The organism is Achromobacter sp. E1, from assembly GCF_037039475.1.
GTDB classification, from domain to species: Bacteria; Pseudomonadota; Gammaproteobacteria; order Burkholderiales; family Burkholderiaceae_B; genus Achromobacter; species Achromobacter mucicolens.
The window spans coordinates 4,688,410-4,703,374 of record NZ_CP146253.1; the positions used below are offsets into that span (position 1 = coordinate 4,688,410).

Consider the following 14,965-nt stretch of genomic DNA (forward strand, 5'->3'; position numbering starts at 1 on the left):
ATGCACGTAAATTTTGCCGACCCCTTTCACCGGCCCGTCCCATGACCGCGACCGTTCCGCCTCGCCCCGCCAATGCGCGTTTGCAGGCCATGCTGCACGCCCCCATCGCACCCACGCTCGCGCGGCTGGCGTGGCCCAACATCCTGATGATGCTGGCGCAATCGTCCACCGGCCTGATCGAAACCTGGTTTCTCGCGCGCTTGGGCACGCCGGTGCTGGCGGGCGTGGCGCTGGTCGTGCCGGTCCTGATGCTGATGCAGAACATGTCGCAGGGCGCAATGGGCGGCGGCATATCCGCGGCGGTGGCGCGGGCGCTGGGCGGCGGCCGCCAGCAAGAGGCGGATCAGCTCGTGCTGCACGCAGTCGTGCTCAACGCCTTGCTGGGGGTCCTGTTCTGCGTGCTGCTGCTGGCCTTCGGTCCGGCACTGTACCGGGCGCTGGGCGCCGAGGGCGCGGCCCTCGATGCGGCGCTGGCCTATTCCAACGTCATCTTCGGCGGCATCGTGCTGATGTGGCTCATGAACGCATTTGCCAGCGCCATCCGGGGCACCGGCAACATGCTGGTGCCGGGCGCGGTCATCTGCGGCGGCGCGCTGCTGCTGATTCCCCTGTCGCCGTGCCTCATCTTCGGCTGGGGTCCCTTCCCCGCGCTGGGCGTGGCCGGCGGCGGCTGGGCGCTGGTGACCTACTACGCGGTGGGCACGCTCATCCTGGGCGCGTACTGCGCCAGCGGCCGCAACGCGGCGCGGCTCGTGGCCAGCCGGCTGCACGTGACGCTGATGCGCAACATCCTCAGCGTGGGTGCGCTGGCCACCATCAACCCGCTGCTGACCAACGCGCTGGTGGCCCTGACCGCCGCATTGGTGGGCGCCTACGCGGGCGAGGCGGCCGTCGCGGGTTATGGGGTGGCGGTCCGGCTTGAATACCTGCTGATGCCGATTGCATTCGGCCTGGGCGCTCCCATGGTGGCGATGGTGGGCTCCAACATCGGCGCCGGGCAGCCCGAGCGCGCCATGCGCATCGCCTTGACCGGCGGGGCGATGGCCTTCGTGCTGGCCGAGGCGATCGGGCTGGCCGCGGCGTGTTTTCCCGAGGCATGGCTGCGTCTCTTTGGCGCGCAGGATCACATGCTGCAGGCGGGCGCCGACTACTTGCGCACGGTGGGCCCGGTGTACGGGTTCTTTGCGCTCGGCTTTTCGCTGTACTTCGCGTCGCAGGGCGCGGGCCGGCTGAAGTGGCCGTTGACCGCGGGATTCCTGCGGCTGCTCATCGGCATCGGGGCGGGCGGCATTGCGCTGCACCTGACCGGGTCGCTGACGGTGTTCTTCGTGATTTCGGCCGTGGCAATGTGCGTCTACGGCCTGGTCATCCTGGCCGCCGTCGCGTCGGGGTCCTGGTTCGGCCCCGGGCACCTGCCGGGGCGCCGGCTGTTCGCGCGGTGATGCCGGCCGGCGTTTTTTCCAGCGCATTTTCCGGCGCACTTGCCCGCACATTTTCCGGCGCATCCCGCAACGCATACGCCACCAGCTCGTCCGCGTACGCAGGCAGATCGTCGCGAACGCACAGCACAAGGTCGCGCGCGGCCCAGGGATCGGCCAGCGCCACCCGGCTCACGCCGGCCGCGCGGCCATAGCGCAGGGCCGCTGCCCGCGGCACGATGGCCACGCCCACGCCCTGGCCCACCATCCGGCACACGGCGTCAAAGCTGCGCAGCCGCACGCGATAGGACAGGGGCCTGCCGCTGCGGCGCGCATGATGCGCAATGTGTTCCTGCAGCGCGCTGCCCTGCACCAGTCCCACGAAGTCATGCCCGGCCACGTCCTGCAACAGCACCTGAGGCTGCGCTGCCAGCGGATGGCCGCGCGGCACGATCAGCGTCAGCGGATCGTGCCGGAATATGCGCGTGCGCAAGCCATGCAGGTCGGCCGAGTCCGCCAGCACCCCGATGTCGCACGCGCCCGCCCGCAGCGCGTCGGCGATCTCGTGGCTGAGGCGCTCTTCCAGGTCGACGGAAATATGCGGGTGGTCCTTGAGGAACGCGCCGAGCACGGGCGGCAGGTATTCGCTGAGCGCCGTGGTGTTGCACAGCACGCGAACGTGCCCCTTCAGGCCAGCCCCGTAGTGGTCGAGTTCGCCACGCATGCGGTCGATCTGGCCCAGTACCAGCCGGGCATGGTGGACCAGCGTGCGCCCGGCGGGTGTGACTTGCACGCCGCGCGGCTCGCGCACCAGCAGCGGCACGCCCAGCGCGTCCTCCATGCCGCGGATGCGCTCGCTGGCCGAGGCCAGCGTCATGTGCGAACGCCCCGCCCCCGCCGTGATGGAGCCGGTTTCGTGCACATTCAAAAACAGGCGAAGGTCGGTCAGGTCGAAACGCATGGAAAAAAGCGTAGCACGCGAGCCTCAGGCGCTTCCATAGCCTGAGTAAGCCAGATCCCGATAGGCGCAGCGGGGCGCGATCGGCAGAATGTGTTCATTCCCCCATCAGATAAGGCGAAAACATGAACCTCGCACTCTGGCGCATCCGCGCCGCGTGCTGGCCGCGCGCGACCGCCATCGCATCCACGCTACATGCCTCAGGCGTGGCCGAAGCGAACCACGATCTTGGCGTCGGCACGCCCGCCCGCCAGAGCGCGCCGACCGCGCACTGCGAGCCCGCATGAATCTCCTGGACCCGGTTTTGCTGGCCGCCGTTGTCGCGGTGTTCGTCCTGGCGGGCGTGGTCAAGGGCGTCGTCGGCCTGGGCCTGCCCACGATTTCCATGGCGCTGTTGGCGCTGGTGATGGCGCCCGCGCAGGCGGCGGCGCTGCTCATCGTGCCGTCGCTGATCACCAACCTGTGGCAGGCGCGGCCGTGGGTCACGCTGCGGGCGGTGCTTGGCCGGATCGCGGGCATGCAGGCGGGCGTCTGCGCCGGGACGGTGGCGGGCGCGCTGTGGCTGGGTCCTCCTTCGGGCGAGTGGGCGGGCATCTGCCTGGGATTGGCGCTGGTGGCCTATGCCGGGTGGGGACTGTTTGGCGCGCCGCCCACGGTGCAGCCCCGTCACGAACCCTGGTTGGGCATCGCCACCGGCGCCGTCACTGGCGTCATCACGGCGGCCACGGGCGTCTTCGTCATCCCCGCCGTGCCGTATCTGCAGGCGCTGAACCTGGACAAGAACGCGCTCATCCAGGCCATGGGAATTTCGTTCACGGTATCGACCGTCGCGCTTGCCGCGGGGCTTTGGCTCAACGGCGGCTACACGGCAGGCGCGGCAAGCGCGTCCCTTCTGATGCTGCTGCCCGCGCTGGTCGGCATGGCCTTGGGGCAACGGCTGCGCAACCGGATGTCCGCGCGCACCTTCAAGCTGTGCTTCATGGTCAGCCTGGCGCTGCTTGGCGTGTATCAGGCCGGACGTGGTCTGCTGGGAACCTAGGCGGCCAGCCGTCTTGCGTCGGCAAAACCGATCGAGACCGACATCTCGCGCCAGCGCGCCAGCTCCTGCTGCACCGACTGGATCTTGCTGCGCGCCTGGTCGAAGGAATCGCGGCCCAGGAACAGATGCAGCGGCGCGTATTGCGCCTGCGCGGCATCGATCAGCGCTTGCGCCGCCTTGGCCGGATCGCCGCTCTGATCCCACCCCTGCGCGCCGCGCGCGGAAAGCTCCGGCGACACCTCGGATTCGCCTGTGCGCATCGCCCCGGGATAGACGAGTGAAACCCGGATGCCCAGCGGCGCGGCTTCGGCGGCCAGGGATTCGGTCAGCCCGCTGACGGCGAACTTGGCGGCGCTGTAGGCGCCCCATTCCGTCGTGCGCCCGTCGAAGCCCAGGATGGACGAAATGTTGAACACATGCCCGCCGCGCTGCGCGCGCAGGCGCGGCATCACGGCGCGGATGACGTTCAGCACCCCGAAAACGTGGGTATCGAACGTGCCGCGCAACTGCGCGTCGGTCACCCTGTCGAGCGCGCCCTGCACCCCTTGCCCGGCGCCATTCACCACCACGTCGATGCCGCCGAACGCGGCGACGGCGGCATCGACGGCGCGCCGAGCCGCGCGCTCGTCGGCCAGGTTGACCGTCAGCGGCAGGAACCGCCCTTCAAGCTTGGCGCCCACCGCCTCCAGCAACGCATCGCCATCACCTGAGGTGGCGGCTACCTTGTGTCCCTGGTCCAGCAGCATTTTGACCAGGGTGATGCCCAGGCCCGCCGATACGTCCGTCACCAACCAGATTTTTTCGGTATTCATGCGATTCCCTTTCCTTGCTTGCGGCGGCCGGCAAGATGCCGTGCCGCCCGGCCGATGCCGCCGCGCTTGGCAAAACCACGGCCGGCGCGGCCCTGGACAGGATAGTAAGAATCGCCCGCGCGGGCGTACAGGCAGGATCTTGCGTGAAACCTGCCTATTTCTACGGCAATGCGATATGGCGGATAATCCGTCTGTTTGCCGCCGCCTTGCGCGGCGGATCATCACGGGGGCAACCGCCCCCGCTGCTTTCGGAGTCAGCTATGTATCGCGGCATTGAGGCGATCGAACACTTCATGGAATCCATCGGCCTGACCTGGCGGCCCGGCCAAGCCGAACGCGCCGAACTGCGCGTCAGCTACCGCATCGGAAACACCCGCCCGCTGGGCATCGACCGCACGCTGGTGGAATTCCACTGCGATGCGAAGCGCGCAAAGGTGTGGGTGCCGGAGTTCTCGCGCACCAGTTTTCACCAGTGGTTCGAAGTGCCCTACCAGGAATTCGAGTTCACGCCGGGCGGCTCCATGCTGAAGATCAAGGCCGCCGCCCGCGGCAACGCGCCGCCCTACAGCGTGGGCATCAAGCCGCTGGCCTGATCGCCCCGCCCCGAACGCCGGTCATAGCTGCTTGTACATGATCGTCGTTCCATCCACCTTGTCCGGGTCGAGCGGATCGCGCGCAAAGCCCGGAATCACCCCCACGGTCTGGTAGCCCAGCGACGCATACAGCGGCTCGGCCGAGTCGCCCGTGCGCGTGTCCAGCGTGAGCAGGCTGCGATGCAGCCGCCGCGCCATGTCCTCGACCTCGCCCATCAACCGCCGCGCAATGCCCTGGCGCCGGAAATCCGGATGCACCAGCAGCTTGCGCACCTCGGCGCGGTGCGGCTGATTCGGCGGCGTATCCACATCCAGCTGCACGGAACCGGCCACCCGCCCGTCCACCCGCGCCACCCACAACTTGACCGCGCCGCTTTCCACGGCCGGCAGCACCTTGCGGCGCCAGAACGCCTGCGCGTCTTCATGGCTGTACGGCAGCACGAAGCTGACGCTGGCGCCGCCCTGCACGCACGCGTGCAGCAAGGTGGCAAGGTCGGACACGGCGGCTGCGGCAGCGTCGGCCGGCAGCAGCGTCAATTCAGGATTTGAAGGGGACATGAGGGCTCAGACAATGAATAGCAGGTAGCGGGCGCCGCGATGCGGCGGGGTGACGAAGGTGCTGGCGCCGAATAGCTGGTAGCGCAGACAGTCGCCCGGCAGCAGGCGGTGCGCCTGCCCGTCCACCGTGACGGACAGCTCGCCGTCCAGCATCAGCAGGTGGTGTTCAAGACCGGGCCGGGGCGATTGCTCGTAATGGATGCGGGCATCGGCAGCCAATTCGCAGGCCAGCACCTCGCCGGCAAGGCGTTGCGAGGGCGGCGACACGGAACGGCGCGTAAAGCCCACGCTGTCGTCCACCCAAACGGCCTGCGCGGCTTCGGGCACGCAGGCGGCAAAGTCGTCCTCGACCATCAGCATGAGGCGCGACATGGTCATGCCATGGGCGGCGCACAGCTTGCCGAGCACGCTGGCGGTGGGACTGACCTCGCCATTCTCCAGCCGGGACAGCGTGGCGCGGCTGATGCCGGCCCGGCCGCCCAGATCGTCCAGGGACCAGCCGCGTTCCTGGCGCAGCGATTTGAGCCGGGCGGCAAGGCGAAGGTCCAGCCCGGCGTCGGCAGAAGCGTTTATGTTTTCCATATCTGGGAATTTATCCCGTATATGAAAAACCGTCGACTGCGTGGTTTCCCCAATGCGCGATTCGTTCGGCCGCCGGACACTAAGGAGGACCCGCGCAGGATTCGGCACAATAGCGGTCATGCAACTGGGCAAACTCCTCTACATGACCATCCTTTGCGCGTTGACCTCCGGTTGTTCCCTTCCCTCGCTCGACAAGCGCAGCGTGTCGCAGGCGCTTCCCGAAGACCAGGCCCAGACCACGCCGCTGGGACAGGCGATTGCACCGCTGGCCGCCGCGCATCCCGGAAAATCCGGCATCCATGCCCTTGCCAACCCCCTGGACGCGTTCGCCGCCCGCATGATGCTGGCGCGCGCGGCAGAGCGCAGCCTGGACGTGCAGTACTACATCTGGCACGACGACATGACGGGCATCATGCTGTTCGAGGCGCTGCACGAGGCCGCCGATCGCGGCGTGCGCGTGCGCCTGCTGCTGGACGACAACGGCACCGCGGGGCTGGACCGGACGCTGTCCACCCTGGACGGGCATCCGAACATCGAAGTCCGCCTCTATAACCCGTTTGCGGTGCGCTGGCCCAAGCCGCTCGGCTACCTGACCGACTTCAACCGGTTGAACCGCCGGATGCACAACAAGTCGTTCACCGCCGACAACCAGGTCACCATCGTCGGCGGCCGCAATATCGGCGACGAATACTTTGGCGCCACCGACGGCGTCGTGTTCACGGACATGGACGTGCTGGCCATTGGGGAAACGGTCAGCGACGTGTCGGCCGATTTCGACCGCTACTGGTGCAGCGACTCCGCTTATCCCGTGGAAGGCCTGGTCAAGAAGGCGGCCTCCAACGAACTGGAGGAACTGGAGGCCGATGCCGCCACGGTCGAGCGATCGCCGCAGGCCGCGGCCTATGCCCAGGCCATGCGCGACCTGCCGTTCATCCGCCAGTTGCTCAGGGGCGAGCTGCCCCTGGAATGGTCGACGACACGCATGGTCAGCGACGATCCCCGCAAGACGCTGGGCACCGCGCCGCCCGAGGCGATGCTGCCGCACCAGCTGCACGACATCGTGGGCGTGCCGGCCAAGGATCTGCTGCTGGTGTCGCCCTACTTCGTGCCCACCGCCGCCGGCACGCGCGCGTTCGCCAAGATGGCGCGCAACGGCGTCAGGGTGCGGGTGCTGACCAACGCCCTGGAAGCCACCGACGTGGCGGTGGTGCATTCCGGCTACGCCAAGCGCCGCAAGGATCTGCTGGCGGCCGGCGTCGAGATCTACGAAATGAAGCGCGCGTCGCACGGCGTCGAGCGCAACCGAAGCATGGGCCCCTTCGGCAGTTCGGGCTCCAGCCTGCACGCCAAGACCTTCGCCGTGGACGGTGAACGCGTCTTCGTGGGTTCGTTCAATTTCGACCCGCGTTCGGCGCGGCTGAACACCGAGCTGGGCTTTGTGATCGACATCCCCGCATTGGCCCGCGGCATCGAGAACGCATTCGACAAGGAGCTGCCCCGCACCGCCTACCGCGTCCGGCTGGACGACATGGGCAAGCTCTATTGGCTGGAGGAACGCGACGGCCAGACGGTGCGGCACGACCGCGAGCCGGGCGCCACCCTGCTGCAACGCGCGACCGTGTGGGTTGCATCGAAGCTGCCGCTGGAACCGCTGCTCTAGGCGGCCGCAACAAGCGGAGTGGCCGGCGCACGCGCAAGGCGTAGACTGGACGCAGCGATATTCCTTTTTTTGCCGATCATGACCCTGACGCCCGCCGACGCCTTGCTCGCGCAGCAAGACTGGACCCGCGCCGCCGCAGACCTCGACGCGCACGGTAATGCCATCCTGCCCGCCCTGCTGACGCCCGCGCAGTGCAATGTGCTCTTCAATGCATACGACCAGGACGATCGCTACCGCAGCCGCGTCGTGATGGCGCGCCACGGATTCGGACGCGGCGAATACAAGTATTTCCGCTACCCCTTGCCCGGCCCGATTGCCCGGCTGCGCGGCGCGTTGTATGCCCGGCTGGCGCCCATCGCCAACCGCTGGAACCGCCAGATGGGCATCAACGTGCAGTACCCGGCAGACCACGCCGGCTTTCTGGCGCGGTGCCACGCGGCCGGACAGCGCCGGCCGACGCCGCTGATCCTGCGGTACGGGCCGGGCGACTACAACTGCCTGCATCAGGACCTGTACGGCGAACACGTCTTTCCGTTGCAGGTCGCGCTCTTGCTGTCGGCGCCCGGCGTGGACTTCACGGGCGGAGAATTCGTCATGACCGAGACCAGCAGCCGCGAGCAGCGCGCCGACGTGCTGCCCTTGCAGCAAGGCGATGCGCTGATCTTCACGGTGAACCAGCGCCCCGTCGCGGGCGTGCGCGGCTGGCGCAAGGCGGCCATGCGCCACGGCGTGAGCGAACTGCGCTCGGGCCGGCGCCACACACTGGGCATCATCTTTCACGACGCGGTGTGACATGACCTCGACCCTGGACCTATTCGGCGGCGACGATCCCGCCCAGCACGGCCGCGTGGCGCTCGGTGCGCAGTCGGTGGTGCTGCGCGGGTTTGCGCTACCCGCCGTGGACGCGCTGCTGGCCGGCGTGGACGACGTGATCGCGCAGGCCCCGTTCCGCCACATGGAGACGCCCGGCGGCTACACGATGTCGGTGGCGCTGACCAATTGCGGCGAGCTGGGTTGGACGACGGATGCCCGCGGTTACCGCTATAGCCGCATCGACCCCGTGTCCGGCCAACCCTGGCCGGCGATGCCGCAGGCCTTCAGGCAGCTGGCCGAAGACGCGGCGCGGGAAGCCGGCTTTGCGGACTTCGCGCCGGATGCGTGCCTGGTCAACCGTTACGCGCCCGGCTCGCGGCTGTCGCTGCATCAGGACCGCAATGAACGCGATTACGGCGCGCCGATTGTCTCCGTGTCCCTCGGCATGCCGGCGATGTTTCTGTTCGGCGGCGGCGACCGCGCGGACCGGGCCGCGCGGGTGCCGCTGTTTCACGGCGACGTCGTCGTGTGGGGCGGCGTGGACCGCCTGCGGTTTCATGGCGTGATGCCGCTGAAGGACCTGCCGCATCCGCGGCTGGGCAGCCAGCGCATCAACTTCACGATCCGCAAGGCGGGTTAGGCGCGCGGCGGCCATGACGTGGCCGCACGCCTTGCTGCGATGTGGCAGGATGCGCATGCTGGCCGTCCGATGCCTGCAACATGAGGGTTCACCATGTCTGGCGGCGGCTGCGCGGCGGCCCTACTATGGCGCACCCTCTGGCCCAACCGTCGGACACCCATGCGTACCCGCACCGCCATCGCCCTCTTCTGCACCCTGACCTGCGCGCCCGTTCTGGCGGCCACGCCGCCGGACATCATCGAGAACTCGCTGGGCATGACGTTCGTGCGCGTACCGGCGGGCACGTTCCAGATGGGCAGCGACGAAGACCCCCGCACGCTGGCCGCCGCCTATCCGCAGTATCCGCCGGAGCGTCACGCCCAGCTCTTTGACGAAGCGCCGGTGCACACCGTCCGCATCACGCGGCCGTTCTACCTGGAACGCACCGAAGTCACGGTGGGCCAGTTCCGCCGGTTCATCGAAGCGTCCGGCTACGTGCCGGAGTCCGAGGCCGACGGCACGGGCGGCTATGGCTACAACGCCGCCTACGACCCGGAAACGTCTGCCTCGGGCGACGCCTTCGAAGGCCGCGACCGCCGGTATTCGTGGCGCAACCCCGGTTTCGCGCAGGGCGACGATCACCCGGTCGTGAACATCAGCTGGAACGACGCCACCGCGCTGGCGCAGTGGCTGACGAAGACGGAGGGCCGCGTGTACCGCCTGCCCACCGAGGCCGAATGGGAATACGCCTGCCGCGCCGGCACGCGCACCCGCTACCAGAACGGCGACGACCCGGCCGCGATGCCGGACGTGGGCAACGGCTTCGATGCCGACGCCAGCCCGCTGTGGCCGAAATGGCAGGCCTTCGCCTCGCCGCGCCACGACGGCAACACCTTCACCGCGCCCGTCGCCAGCTACGCGCCCAATGCATTCGGCCTGTACGACATGCACGGCAACGCGTGGGAATGGGTGGCGGACTGGTACGGCGAGGACTACTACGCAAAGTCCCCCACGGACGACCCGCAGGGTCCGGACACCGGCAACGTGCGCGTGCGGCGCGGCGGCTCCTGGCACACCTGGGCGCTGTACACGCGCGCGTCGTACCGCAACTGGAACACGCAGGAAACGCGCTATCCGCTGGTCGGCGTGCGCCTCGTGCGCGAAGCCCACGCCGCCGACTGAAGAAAAAGACCGCCTGGTGGGTTAGCATGGCCGCACGATCCATTTGAAGAGAATCCTGACATGCACACGCTGGGCCGTCTCGTCCTGCTTGTAAACGACTACGACACCGCCATCGCCTTCTACCGGGACAAGCTCGGGATGGAGGTGTCTGTCGACATGCCTGTCGGCCAGCAGCGCTATGTGCACCTGCGCCTGCACGATCAGCCTTCGGTAGGCGTGTGGCTGCTGCAAGCCCAGACGCAGGCGCAGCGCGATCGCGTAGGCGACCAGACCGGCGGCCAGCCGGTCGGCGTGTTCTACACGGACGACTTGCTGCGCGATCATGCGCACTTCGCGGCCAAGGGCGTGCGCTTTACCCGCGAGCCCGTGCACGAGGAAACCGCCGCCTACGCGCACTTCATCGACCTGTACGGCAACGAGTTCGTGCTGGTGCAGTTGAAACAGCCGGCCTGAGCACGGACCCGCAGCCATGCCCCGCCATGCGCGCTGCAACGACTGGATCCGGCGCGCCGCGCCGACCAGCCGCCTCGAGCGCATCGAAGCGTATTTCGGGGGGCATGGCTACGACATGCACCGCCACGACACCTACGCCATCGGCCGCACGCTCGCCGGGGTGCAGAGCTTTCACTATCGGCGCGGGATGCAGCACAGCCTGCCGGGCGGCACCATCGTGCTGCATCCGGACGAGGCCCACGACGGCCAGGCGGGCACGGACGCGGGCTTTCACTACCGCATGATCTACGTCGAGCCGGCGCTCATCCAGCAGATCCTGGGCGGGCAAGCCCTGCCGTTCATTCGCGACGGCATCAGCGCCGATCCGCGGCTATACGCCGCAAGCGGCGCGCTGCTGCAGGCCACGGGCCAGGCCATCGATCCGCTGCAGGAAGACGACGCGCTGTTTGAACTGGCGCACGCATTGTGCGCCGCCGCGGGGCGCAGGACGGGCAGGCGCGCGCCTGACTACATTGCCGCCGAGCGCGCGCGGCATTACATCCTTGCGTCGCTGGACCAGCCGATCACCCTGGATGATCTGGCGCGCGCCGCGGACACGGACCGCTGGAGTCTGTCGCGCGATTTCCGCGCCCTGTTCGGCACCAGCCCGTACCGCTACGTGATGCTGCGTCGCCTGGACCTCGCGCGGCGGCTCATTGCCGCGGGCCATCCGCTGGCGCAGGCGGCCATCGACGCCGGGTTCACCGACCAAAGCCATCTGACGCGCCGCCACGTACAGGCCTACGGCATGGCGCCCGACCGCTGGCGGCGGATGCTGCACGCCTGAGGCGCGGCGTCGGCAGTAACCCGGCAAACCTGCTCGATCGTACAAGACGAGATGCCCGGCCCCGCCGTATCGTGGGGCTTTCCCATCCCGAGGCAACGCCATGTCCGCTCCCGCCCCCATCAATCTGGCCGCCAAGCTGGCCCTCATCGACGACCACTGGATGCCCAAGGTCATCGCCGAGATGAACGACTACCAGTTCAAGCTCGTCAAGCTGAAGGGCGACTTCGTCTGGCACGCGCACGCCGACACGGACGAGACGTTCATCGTCATCGCCGGCCGGCTGCGGATCGCGCTGCGGGACGGCGAGATCGACCTGGGCCCTGGCGAAATGACGGTGATACCCAAGGGCGTCGAGCACAAACCCTGTGCGCCGGACGAAGCACAAGTCATGCTGATCGAGCCGCGCGGGGTGGCCAACACGGGCGACGCGGGAGAGGAACGCCGCGCGCCCAACGACGTATGGATCTGAGCGTCCGGCTTTGCTAACGTGATGCCCCAACAGGAGGAAACCATGTCCAAAGTCATGCTGGTCACCGGCGGCAGCCGCGGCATCGGCGCCGCCATCGCCAAACTGGCCGCCCGCCGCGGCTACGCCGTCGGCGTCAACTACCACGCCAATGCCGATGCGGCGCAAGCCGTGGTGGACGATATCGCGCGCGGCGGCGGCAAGGCGGTTGCCATCCAGGCAGACGTGGCCGACGAAGATCAGGTGGTGCGCATGTTCCGCACGCTGGACGAGCGCCTGGGCCGCATCGGCGCGCTGGTCAACAACGCCGGCATCCTGGAAAAGCAGATGCGCGTCGAAGACATGGACGCCGCCCGGCTGCACCGGGTGCTGTCCACCAACGTGGTCGGGGCCTTCCTGTGCGCGCGCGAAGCGGTGCGGCGGATGTCGCCGCGCCACGGCGGCCAAGGCGGCGCCATCGTCAACGTGTCCTCGGCCGCGGCCCGTCTGGGATCGCCCAACGAATACGTGGACTACGCCGCGTCCAAGGGCGCGATGGACACGCTGACCATCGGCCTGTCCAAGGAAGTCGCCCCCGAAGGCATCCGTGTGAATGGGGTGCGGCCGGGCACGATCTACACCGAGATGCACGCCAGCGGCGGCGAACCGGGCCGCGTGGACCGCCTGAAAAGCGTCATTCCGCTGCGCCGCGGCGGCACGGTGGAAGAAGTGGCCGGGGCGGTGATGTGGCTATTTTCGGACGAGGCGGGCTATACCAGCGGATCGTTCATCGAGGTGTCGGGCGGCAGCTAGCGCGCCGCCCGGCAAGCTTGTGCCGGGCCGGCACCGGCATCCCGCGCGGCCTGCTATGCGGGACGGCTACTTGTCGTCCGTGGAAATCACGGACTTTGCCTGGCTTTCGGAAATGCGCGCTTCGACGCGCCGCAGCACGGCCAGCACGAAGAGCGCCATCAAGGTGCTGACGACAGCCGTGGCCTCGCGTCCCATGCCCGCCGCCACGCCGATGGCGGCCGTCATCCAGATGCTGGCCGACGTGGTGAGACCGTGGATTTCTCGCTCGGCGCCCAGCTTGATGATGGCGCCCGCCCCCAGAAAGCCGATGCCCGCGATCACGCCTTGCAGCACGCGGCTCAGGTCGCCGACGTCCATGCCGCCCTGCAACGGCACCAGCACGAAAATGGCCGCGCCCAGCGCGACCAGCATATGCGTGCGCAGGCCGGCCGCCTTGCCGCTGCGTTCCCGTTCGTAACCCAGCAGGCCGCCCAACAGGACGGCCATGCTCAAGCGCAGCACAATGCGCGTTGCCTCTGCCGCATCAGGAATATCGGCAAATTCAGTGCGCACGGCAGTCCAGATTTCCAGCCAGATTTGCGACATCGACGAGTCCTTGGATCCGAGGAGAAACCGAGCATAGCAGGCGGCGGGCAGTCCGCCACGCCCGGACGCGCGTGCGGCGCGGCCGTTGCGTATCAGGCGGCGGCTTGCCAACCCGCCAGCAGCGCCGGCAGCGCGCGCATGTCGGTAAAGACGTGCGCCACGCCCACGCTGCGCAGCGCCTGTGCGCCGCTGTGGCCGGGTTCGCCCGGGCTGTACCCGAACACGGTGGCCCCGGCGGCCACGCCCGCCGTGGCGCCGGTGACGGTGTCTTCCACGATCGCGCAACGCTTCGGATCCACGCCAAGCGCCTGCGCGGCCGCCAGGTATACATCCGGGAAGGGTTTGCTGCGCGGCATTTCATGACCGCTGAAGACGCGGCCCTCGAAGCAGTCGGCAATCCCGACCTTGACCAGTTGCAGCTCGACCTTGCGCCGGTCCGCCCCCGAGGCCACGGCAATGCGTCCGCTCAGCGCCTCGTGCAGCGCGCGCACGGCATGCGGCGCGCCGGGAATCTCGACCAGGTCGCGGTCCAGCGCGTCGTTGCGGCGCTGGCGGAACTGGTCGAACCACGCTGGCGTGATCGTGGCGCCGGTACGCGCCTGGATCAGGGGCAGTTCGTCCTTGACCGCCTTGCCCGTGAAGATCTCCATCGTCTCGGCGTGCGTGATGCCCCAGCCCAGCTCATTGAGCATCTCGGTCAGCACGCGGCTGGTGATGGGTTCGGAATCGACCAGCACGCCGTCACAGTCGAACAGCACGGCGTCAAAGGGAAAATCAGTCATTGGGGGCAGCGAAGGGAGTGTCCATGAAGCGGGTAAGCATACTGCACGGCCACTGCCGCCCCGGGCGGGCGGGGCGGCCACGCAGCAAGCCGCGGAGTGCCCGGGCGGGCGGGAGTGGCTAAGCTGTCGCTTCGACCTGCCCGCCAACTGACCATGACCACGCCCGATTCCCGGCCGCTCGGCCACTACGACTGGACTTACGTTGCCCAGGACCTGAACGCACAGGGCTGGACGATGCTGCCCGGGCTTTACGCGCCGGACGACGCCCGCGCGCTGGCTCAGGCTTTCCCGCAGTCCGGCCCCCTGCCCGACCCCTTGCCCGCGCCGCTTGCCCGCCTGCGCGCCGGCCTCTACGACCGCCTGCTTCCCATCGCGCGAGCCTGGGCTGCGGCGCTGGACCCGGACGCCTCGTACCCCGACGCGCTGGCCGCCTACACGCAAATGAACCGCCGGGCTGGCCAATCGCGCAGCCTGTCCGCCCTCCAGCGCATCCCCACGGACGGCTACCAGCCGCTGCTGCAGCACGCCGACGGAACCTGCGTATTTCCGCTCCGGCTGATTGTCCTGCTGTCCGAGCCCGGTGTTGACCACACGGGCGGCGAACTGGTCATGACCGAGCAGCGCCCTCGGATGCAGTCACGTCCCCTGGTGCTGCCGATGGGAATGGGCGACGCGGCGGTGATCGCGACGTCGCACCGGCCCGTGCAGGGCGCGCAGGGCATCTACCGCGTCACCGCGCGCCAGGCCATCAGCCGCGTGCGCAGCGGCGAACACGTCAGCCTGAGTCTGATGCTGCACGACGCGCCGTAGCGGCAGTCACCCATTGC

At 68.6% G+C, this 14,965-nt stretch carries 19 protein-coding genes; 13 read left to right on the top strand and 6 right to left on the bottom strand.

The window, feature by feature from the left end; genetic code table 11:
• The first annotated feature begins 41 nt into the window (after positions 1–41).
• A complete protein-coding gene (locus V6V88_RS21820) occupies positions 42–1,442 on the top strand; it encodes an MATE family efflux transporter (RefSeq protein WP_062839697.1) in 1,401 nt (466 codons plus the stop codon).
• Here the strand turns inward: V6V88_RS21820 and V6V88_RS21825 are convergent.
• The gene (locus V6V88_RS21825) at positions 1,366–2,379 is read right to left on the bottom strand and encodes a LysR family transcriptional regulator (protein ID WP_280002537.1); all 1,014 of its coding nucleotides are present in this window, start codon (positions 2,377–2,379) and stop codon (positions 1,366–1,368) included. The two genes, V6V88_RS21820 and V6V88_RS21825, sit on opposite strands and share 77 nt — an antisense overlap.
• A gap of 122 nt (positions 2,380–2,501) precedes the next feature.
• Between V6V88_RS21825 and V6V88_RS21830 the strand changes: the two genes are divergently transcribed.
• A complete protein-coding gene (locus V6V88_RS21830; protein ID WP_280002539.1) occupies positions 2,502–2,663 on the top strand; it encodes a hypothetical protein in 162 nt (53 codons plus the stop codon).
• Positions 2,660–3,415, top strand: a complete 756-nt coding sequence (locus V6V88_RS21835; protein ID WP_280002540.1) for a sulfite exporter TauE/SafE family protein — start codon at positions 2,660–2,662, stop codon at positions 3,413–3,415. Before V6V88_RS21830 ends, V6V88_RS21835 begins: the two co-directional genes overlap by 4 nt.
• On the opposite strand, the gene V6V88_RS21840 is transcribed toward V6V88_RS21835, so the two are convergent.
• Entirely contained in the window at positions 3,412–4,227 is an 816-nt protein-coding gene (locus tag V6V88_RS21840) for an SDR family NAD(P)-dependent oxidoreductase (protein WP_280002541.1), read from the bottom strand. The genes V6V88_RS21835 and V6V88_RS21840 overlap by 4 nt on opposite strands.
• Positions 4,228–4,487: 260 nt before the next feature.
• On the opposite strand from V6V88_RS21840, the gene V6V88_RS21845 reads away from it, so the two are divergent.
• Complete coding sequence (locus tag V6V88_RS21845) at positions 4,488–4,820, top strand: hypothetical protein (RefSeq protein WP_056326291.1); 333 nt, start codon at positions 4,488–4,490, stop codon at positions 4,818–4,820.
• 21 nt (positions 4,821–4,841) lie between these two features.
• Here V6V88_RS21845 and V6V88_RS21850 read toward each other — a convergent pair whose 3' ends face one another.
• Both V6V88_RS21850 and V6V88_RS21855 read right to left on the bottom strand, forming a co-directional pair.
• Complete coding sequence (locus V6V88_RS21850; RefSeq protein ID WP_338616308.1) at positions 4,842–5,378, bottom strand: GNAT family N-acetyltransferase; 537 nt, start codon at positions 5,376–5,378, stop codon at positions 4,842–4,844.
• Between the two features lie 6 nt (positions 5,379–5,384).
• Entirely contained in the window at positions 5,385–5,960 is a 576-nt protein-coding gene (locus V6V88_RS21855) for an XRE family transcriptional regulator (RefSeq protein ID WP_223572571.1), read from the bottom strand.
• Between the two features lie 118 nt (positions 5,961–6,078).
• On the opposite strand from V6V88_RS21855, the gene V6V88_RS21860 reads away from it, so the two are divergent.
• The 8 genes from V6V88_RS21860 (at position 6,079) to V6V88_RS21895 (ending at position 12,771) form a co-directional block, all read left to right on the top strand.
• Entirely contained in the window at positions 6,079–7,620 is a 1,542-nt protein-coding gene (locus tag V6V88_RS21860) for a phospholipase D family protein (protein ID WP_338616310.1), read from the top strand.
• A 78-nt stretch (positions 7,621–7,698) separates the two neighbouring features.
• Entirely contained in the window at positions 7,699–8,412 is a 714-nt protein-coding gene (locus V6V88_RS21865; protein WP_338616311.1) for a 2OG-Fe(II) oxygenase, read from the top strand.
• A 1-nt stretch (position 8,413) separates the two neighbouring features.
• Positions 8,414–9,073 carry a DNA oxidative demethylase AlkB gene (gene alkB, locus V6V88_RS21870; RefSeq protein WP_280002547.1) on the top strand — a complete coding sequence of 220 codons (660 nt, stop codon included), beginning with the start codon at positions 8,414–8,416 and terminating at the stop codon, positions 9,071–9,073.
• A 159-nt stretch (positions 9,074–9,232) separates the two neighbouring features.
• Positions 9,233–10,234 (top strand): formylglycine-generating enzyme family protein, encoded by a 1,002-nt coding sequence (locus V6V88_RS21875; protein ID WP_082586390.1) that lies wholly within the window; start codon positions 9,233–9,235, stop codon positions 10,232–10,234.
• Between the two features lie 60 nt (positions 10,235–10,294).
• Positions 10,295–10,687, top strand: a complete 393-nt coding sequence (locus tag V6V88_RS21880; protein WP_223572577.1) for a VOC family protein — start codon at positions 10,295–10,297, stop codon at positions 10,685–10,687.
• Between the two features lie 16 nt (positions 10,688–10,703).
• Positions 10,704–11,513, top strand: coding sequence for an AraC family transcriptional regulator (locus tag V6V88_RS21885; protein WP_175235036.1), 810 nt, complete (start codon positions 10,704–10,706; stop codon positions 11,511–11,513).
• Between the two features lie 100 nt (positions 11,514–11,613).
• Positions 11,614–11,982: a cupin domain-containing protein gene (locus V6V88_RS21890; RefSeq protein ID WP_223572579.1), complete on the top strand. Its 369-nt coding sequence runs from the start codon at positions 11,614–11,616 to the stop codon at positions 11,980–11,982.
• Between the two features lie 42 nt (positions 11,983–12,024).
• A complete protein-coding gene (locus tag V6V88_RS21895) occupies positions 12,025–12,771 on the top strand; it encodes an SDR family oxidoreductase (protein ID WP_223572581.1) in 747 nt (248 codons plus the stop codon).
• 66 nt (positions 12,772–12,837) lie between these two features.
• Here the strand turns inward: V6V88_RS21895 and V6V88_RS21900 are convergent, their stop codons facing one another.
• Entirely contained in the window at positions 12,838–13,356 is a 519-nt protein-coding gene (locus V6V88_RS21900) for an MgtC/SapB family protein (protein WP_062839706.1), read from the bottom strand.
• A 92-nt stretch (positions 13,357–13,448) separates the two neighbouring features.
• Positions 13,449–14,138 (bottom strand): HAD family phosphatase, encoded by a 690-nt coding sequence (locus V6V88_RS21905; RefSeq protein WP_056326271.1) that lies wholly within the window; start codon positions 14,136–14,138, stop codon positions 13,449–13,451.
• A gap of 153 nt (positions 14,139–14,291) precedes the next feature.
• On the opposite strand from V6V88_RS21905, the gene V6V88_RS21910 reads away from it, so the two are divergent.
• A complete protein-coding gene (locus V6V88_RS21910) occupies positions 14,292–14,948 on the top strand; it encodes a 2OG-Fe(II) oxygenase (RefSeq protein WP_280002553.1) in 657 nt (218 codons plus the stop codon).
• The last annotated feature ends 17 nt before the right edge of the window (positions 14,949–14,965 follow it).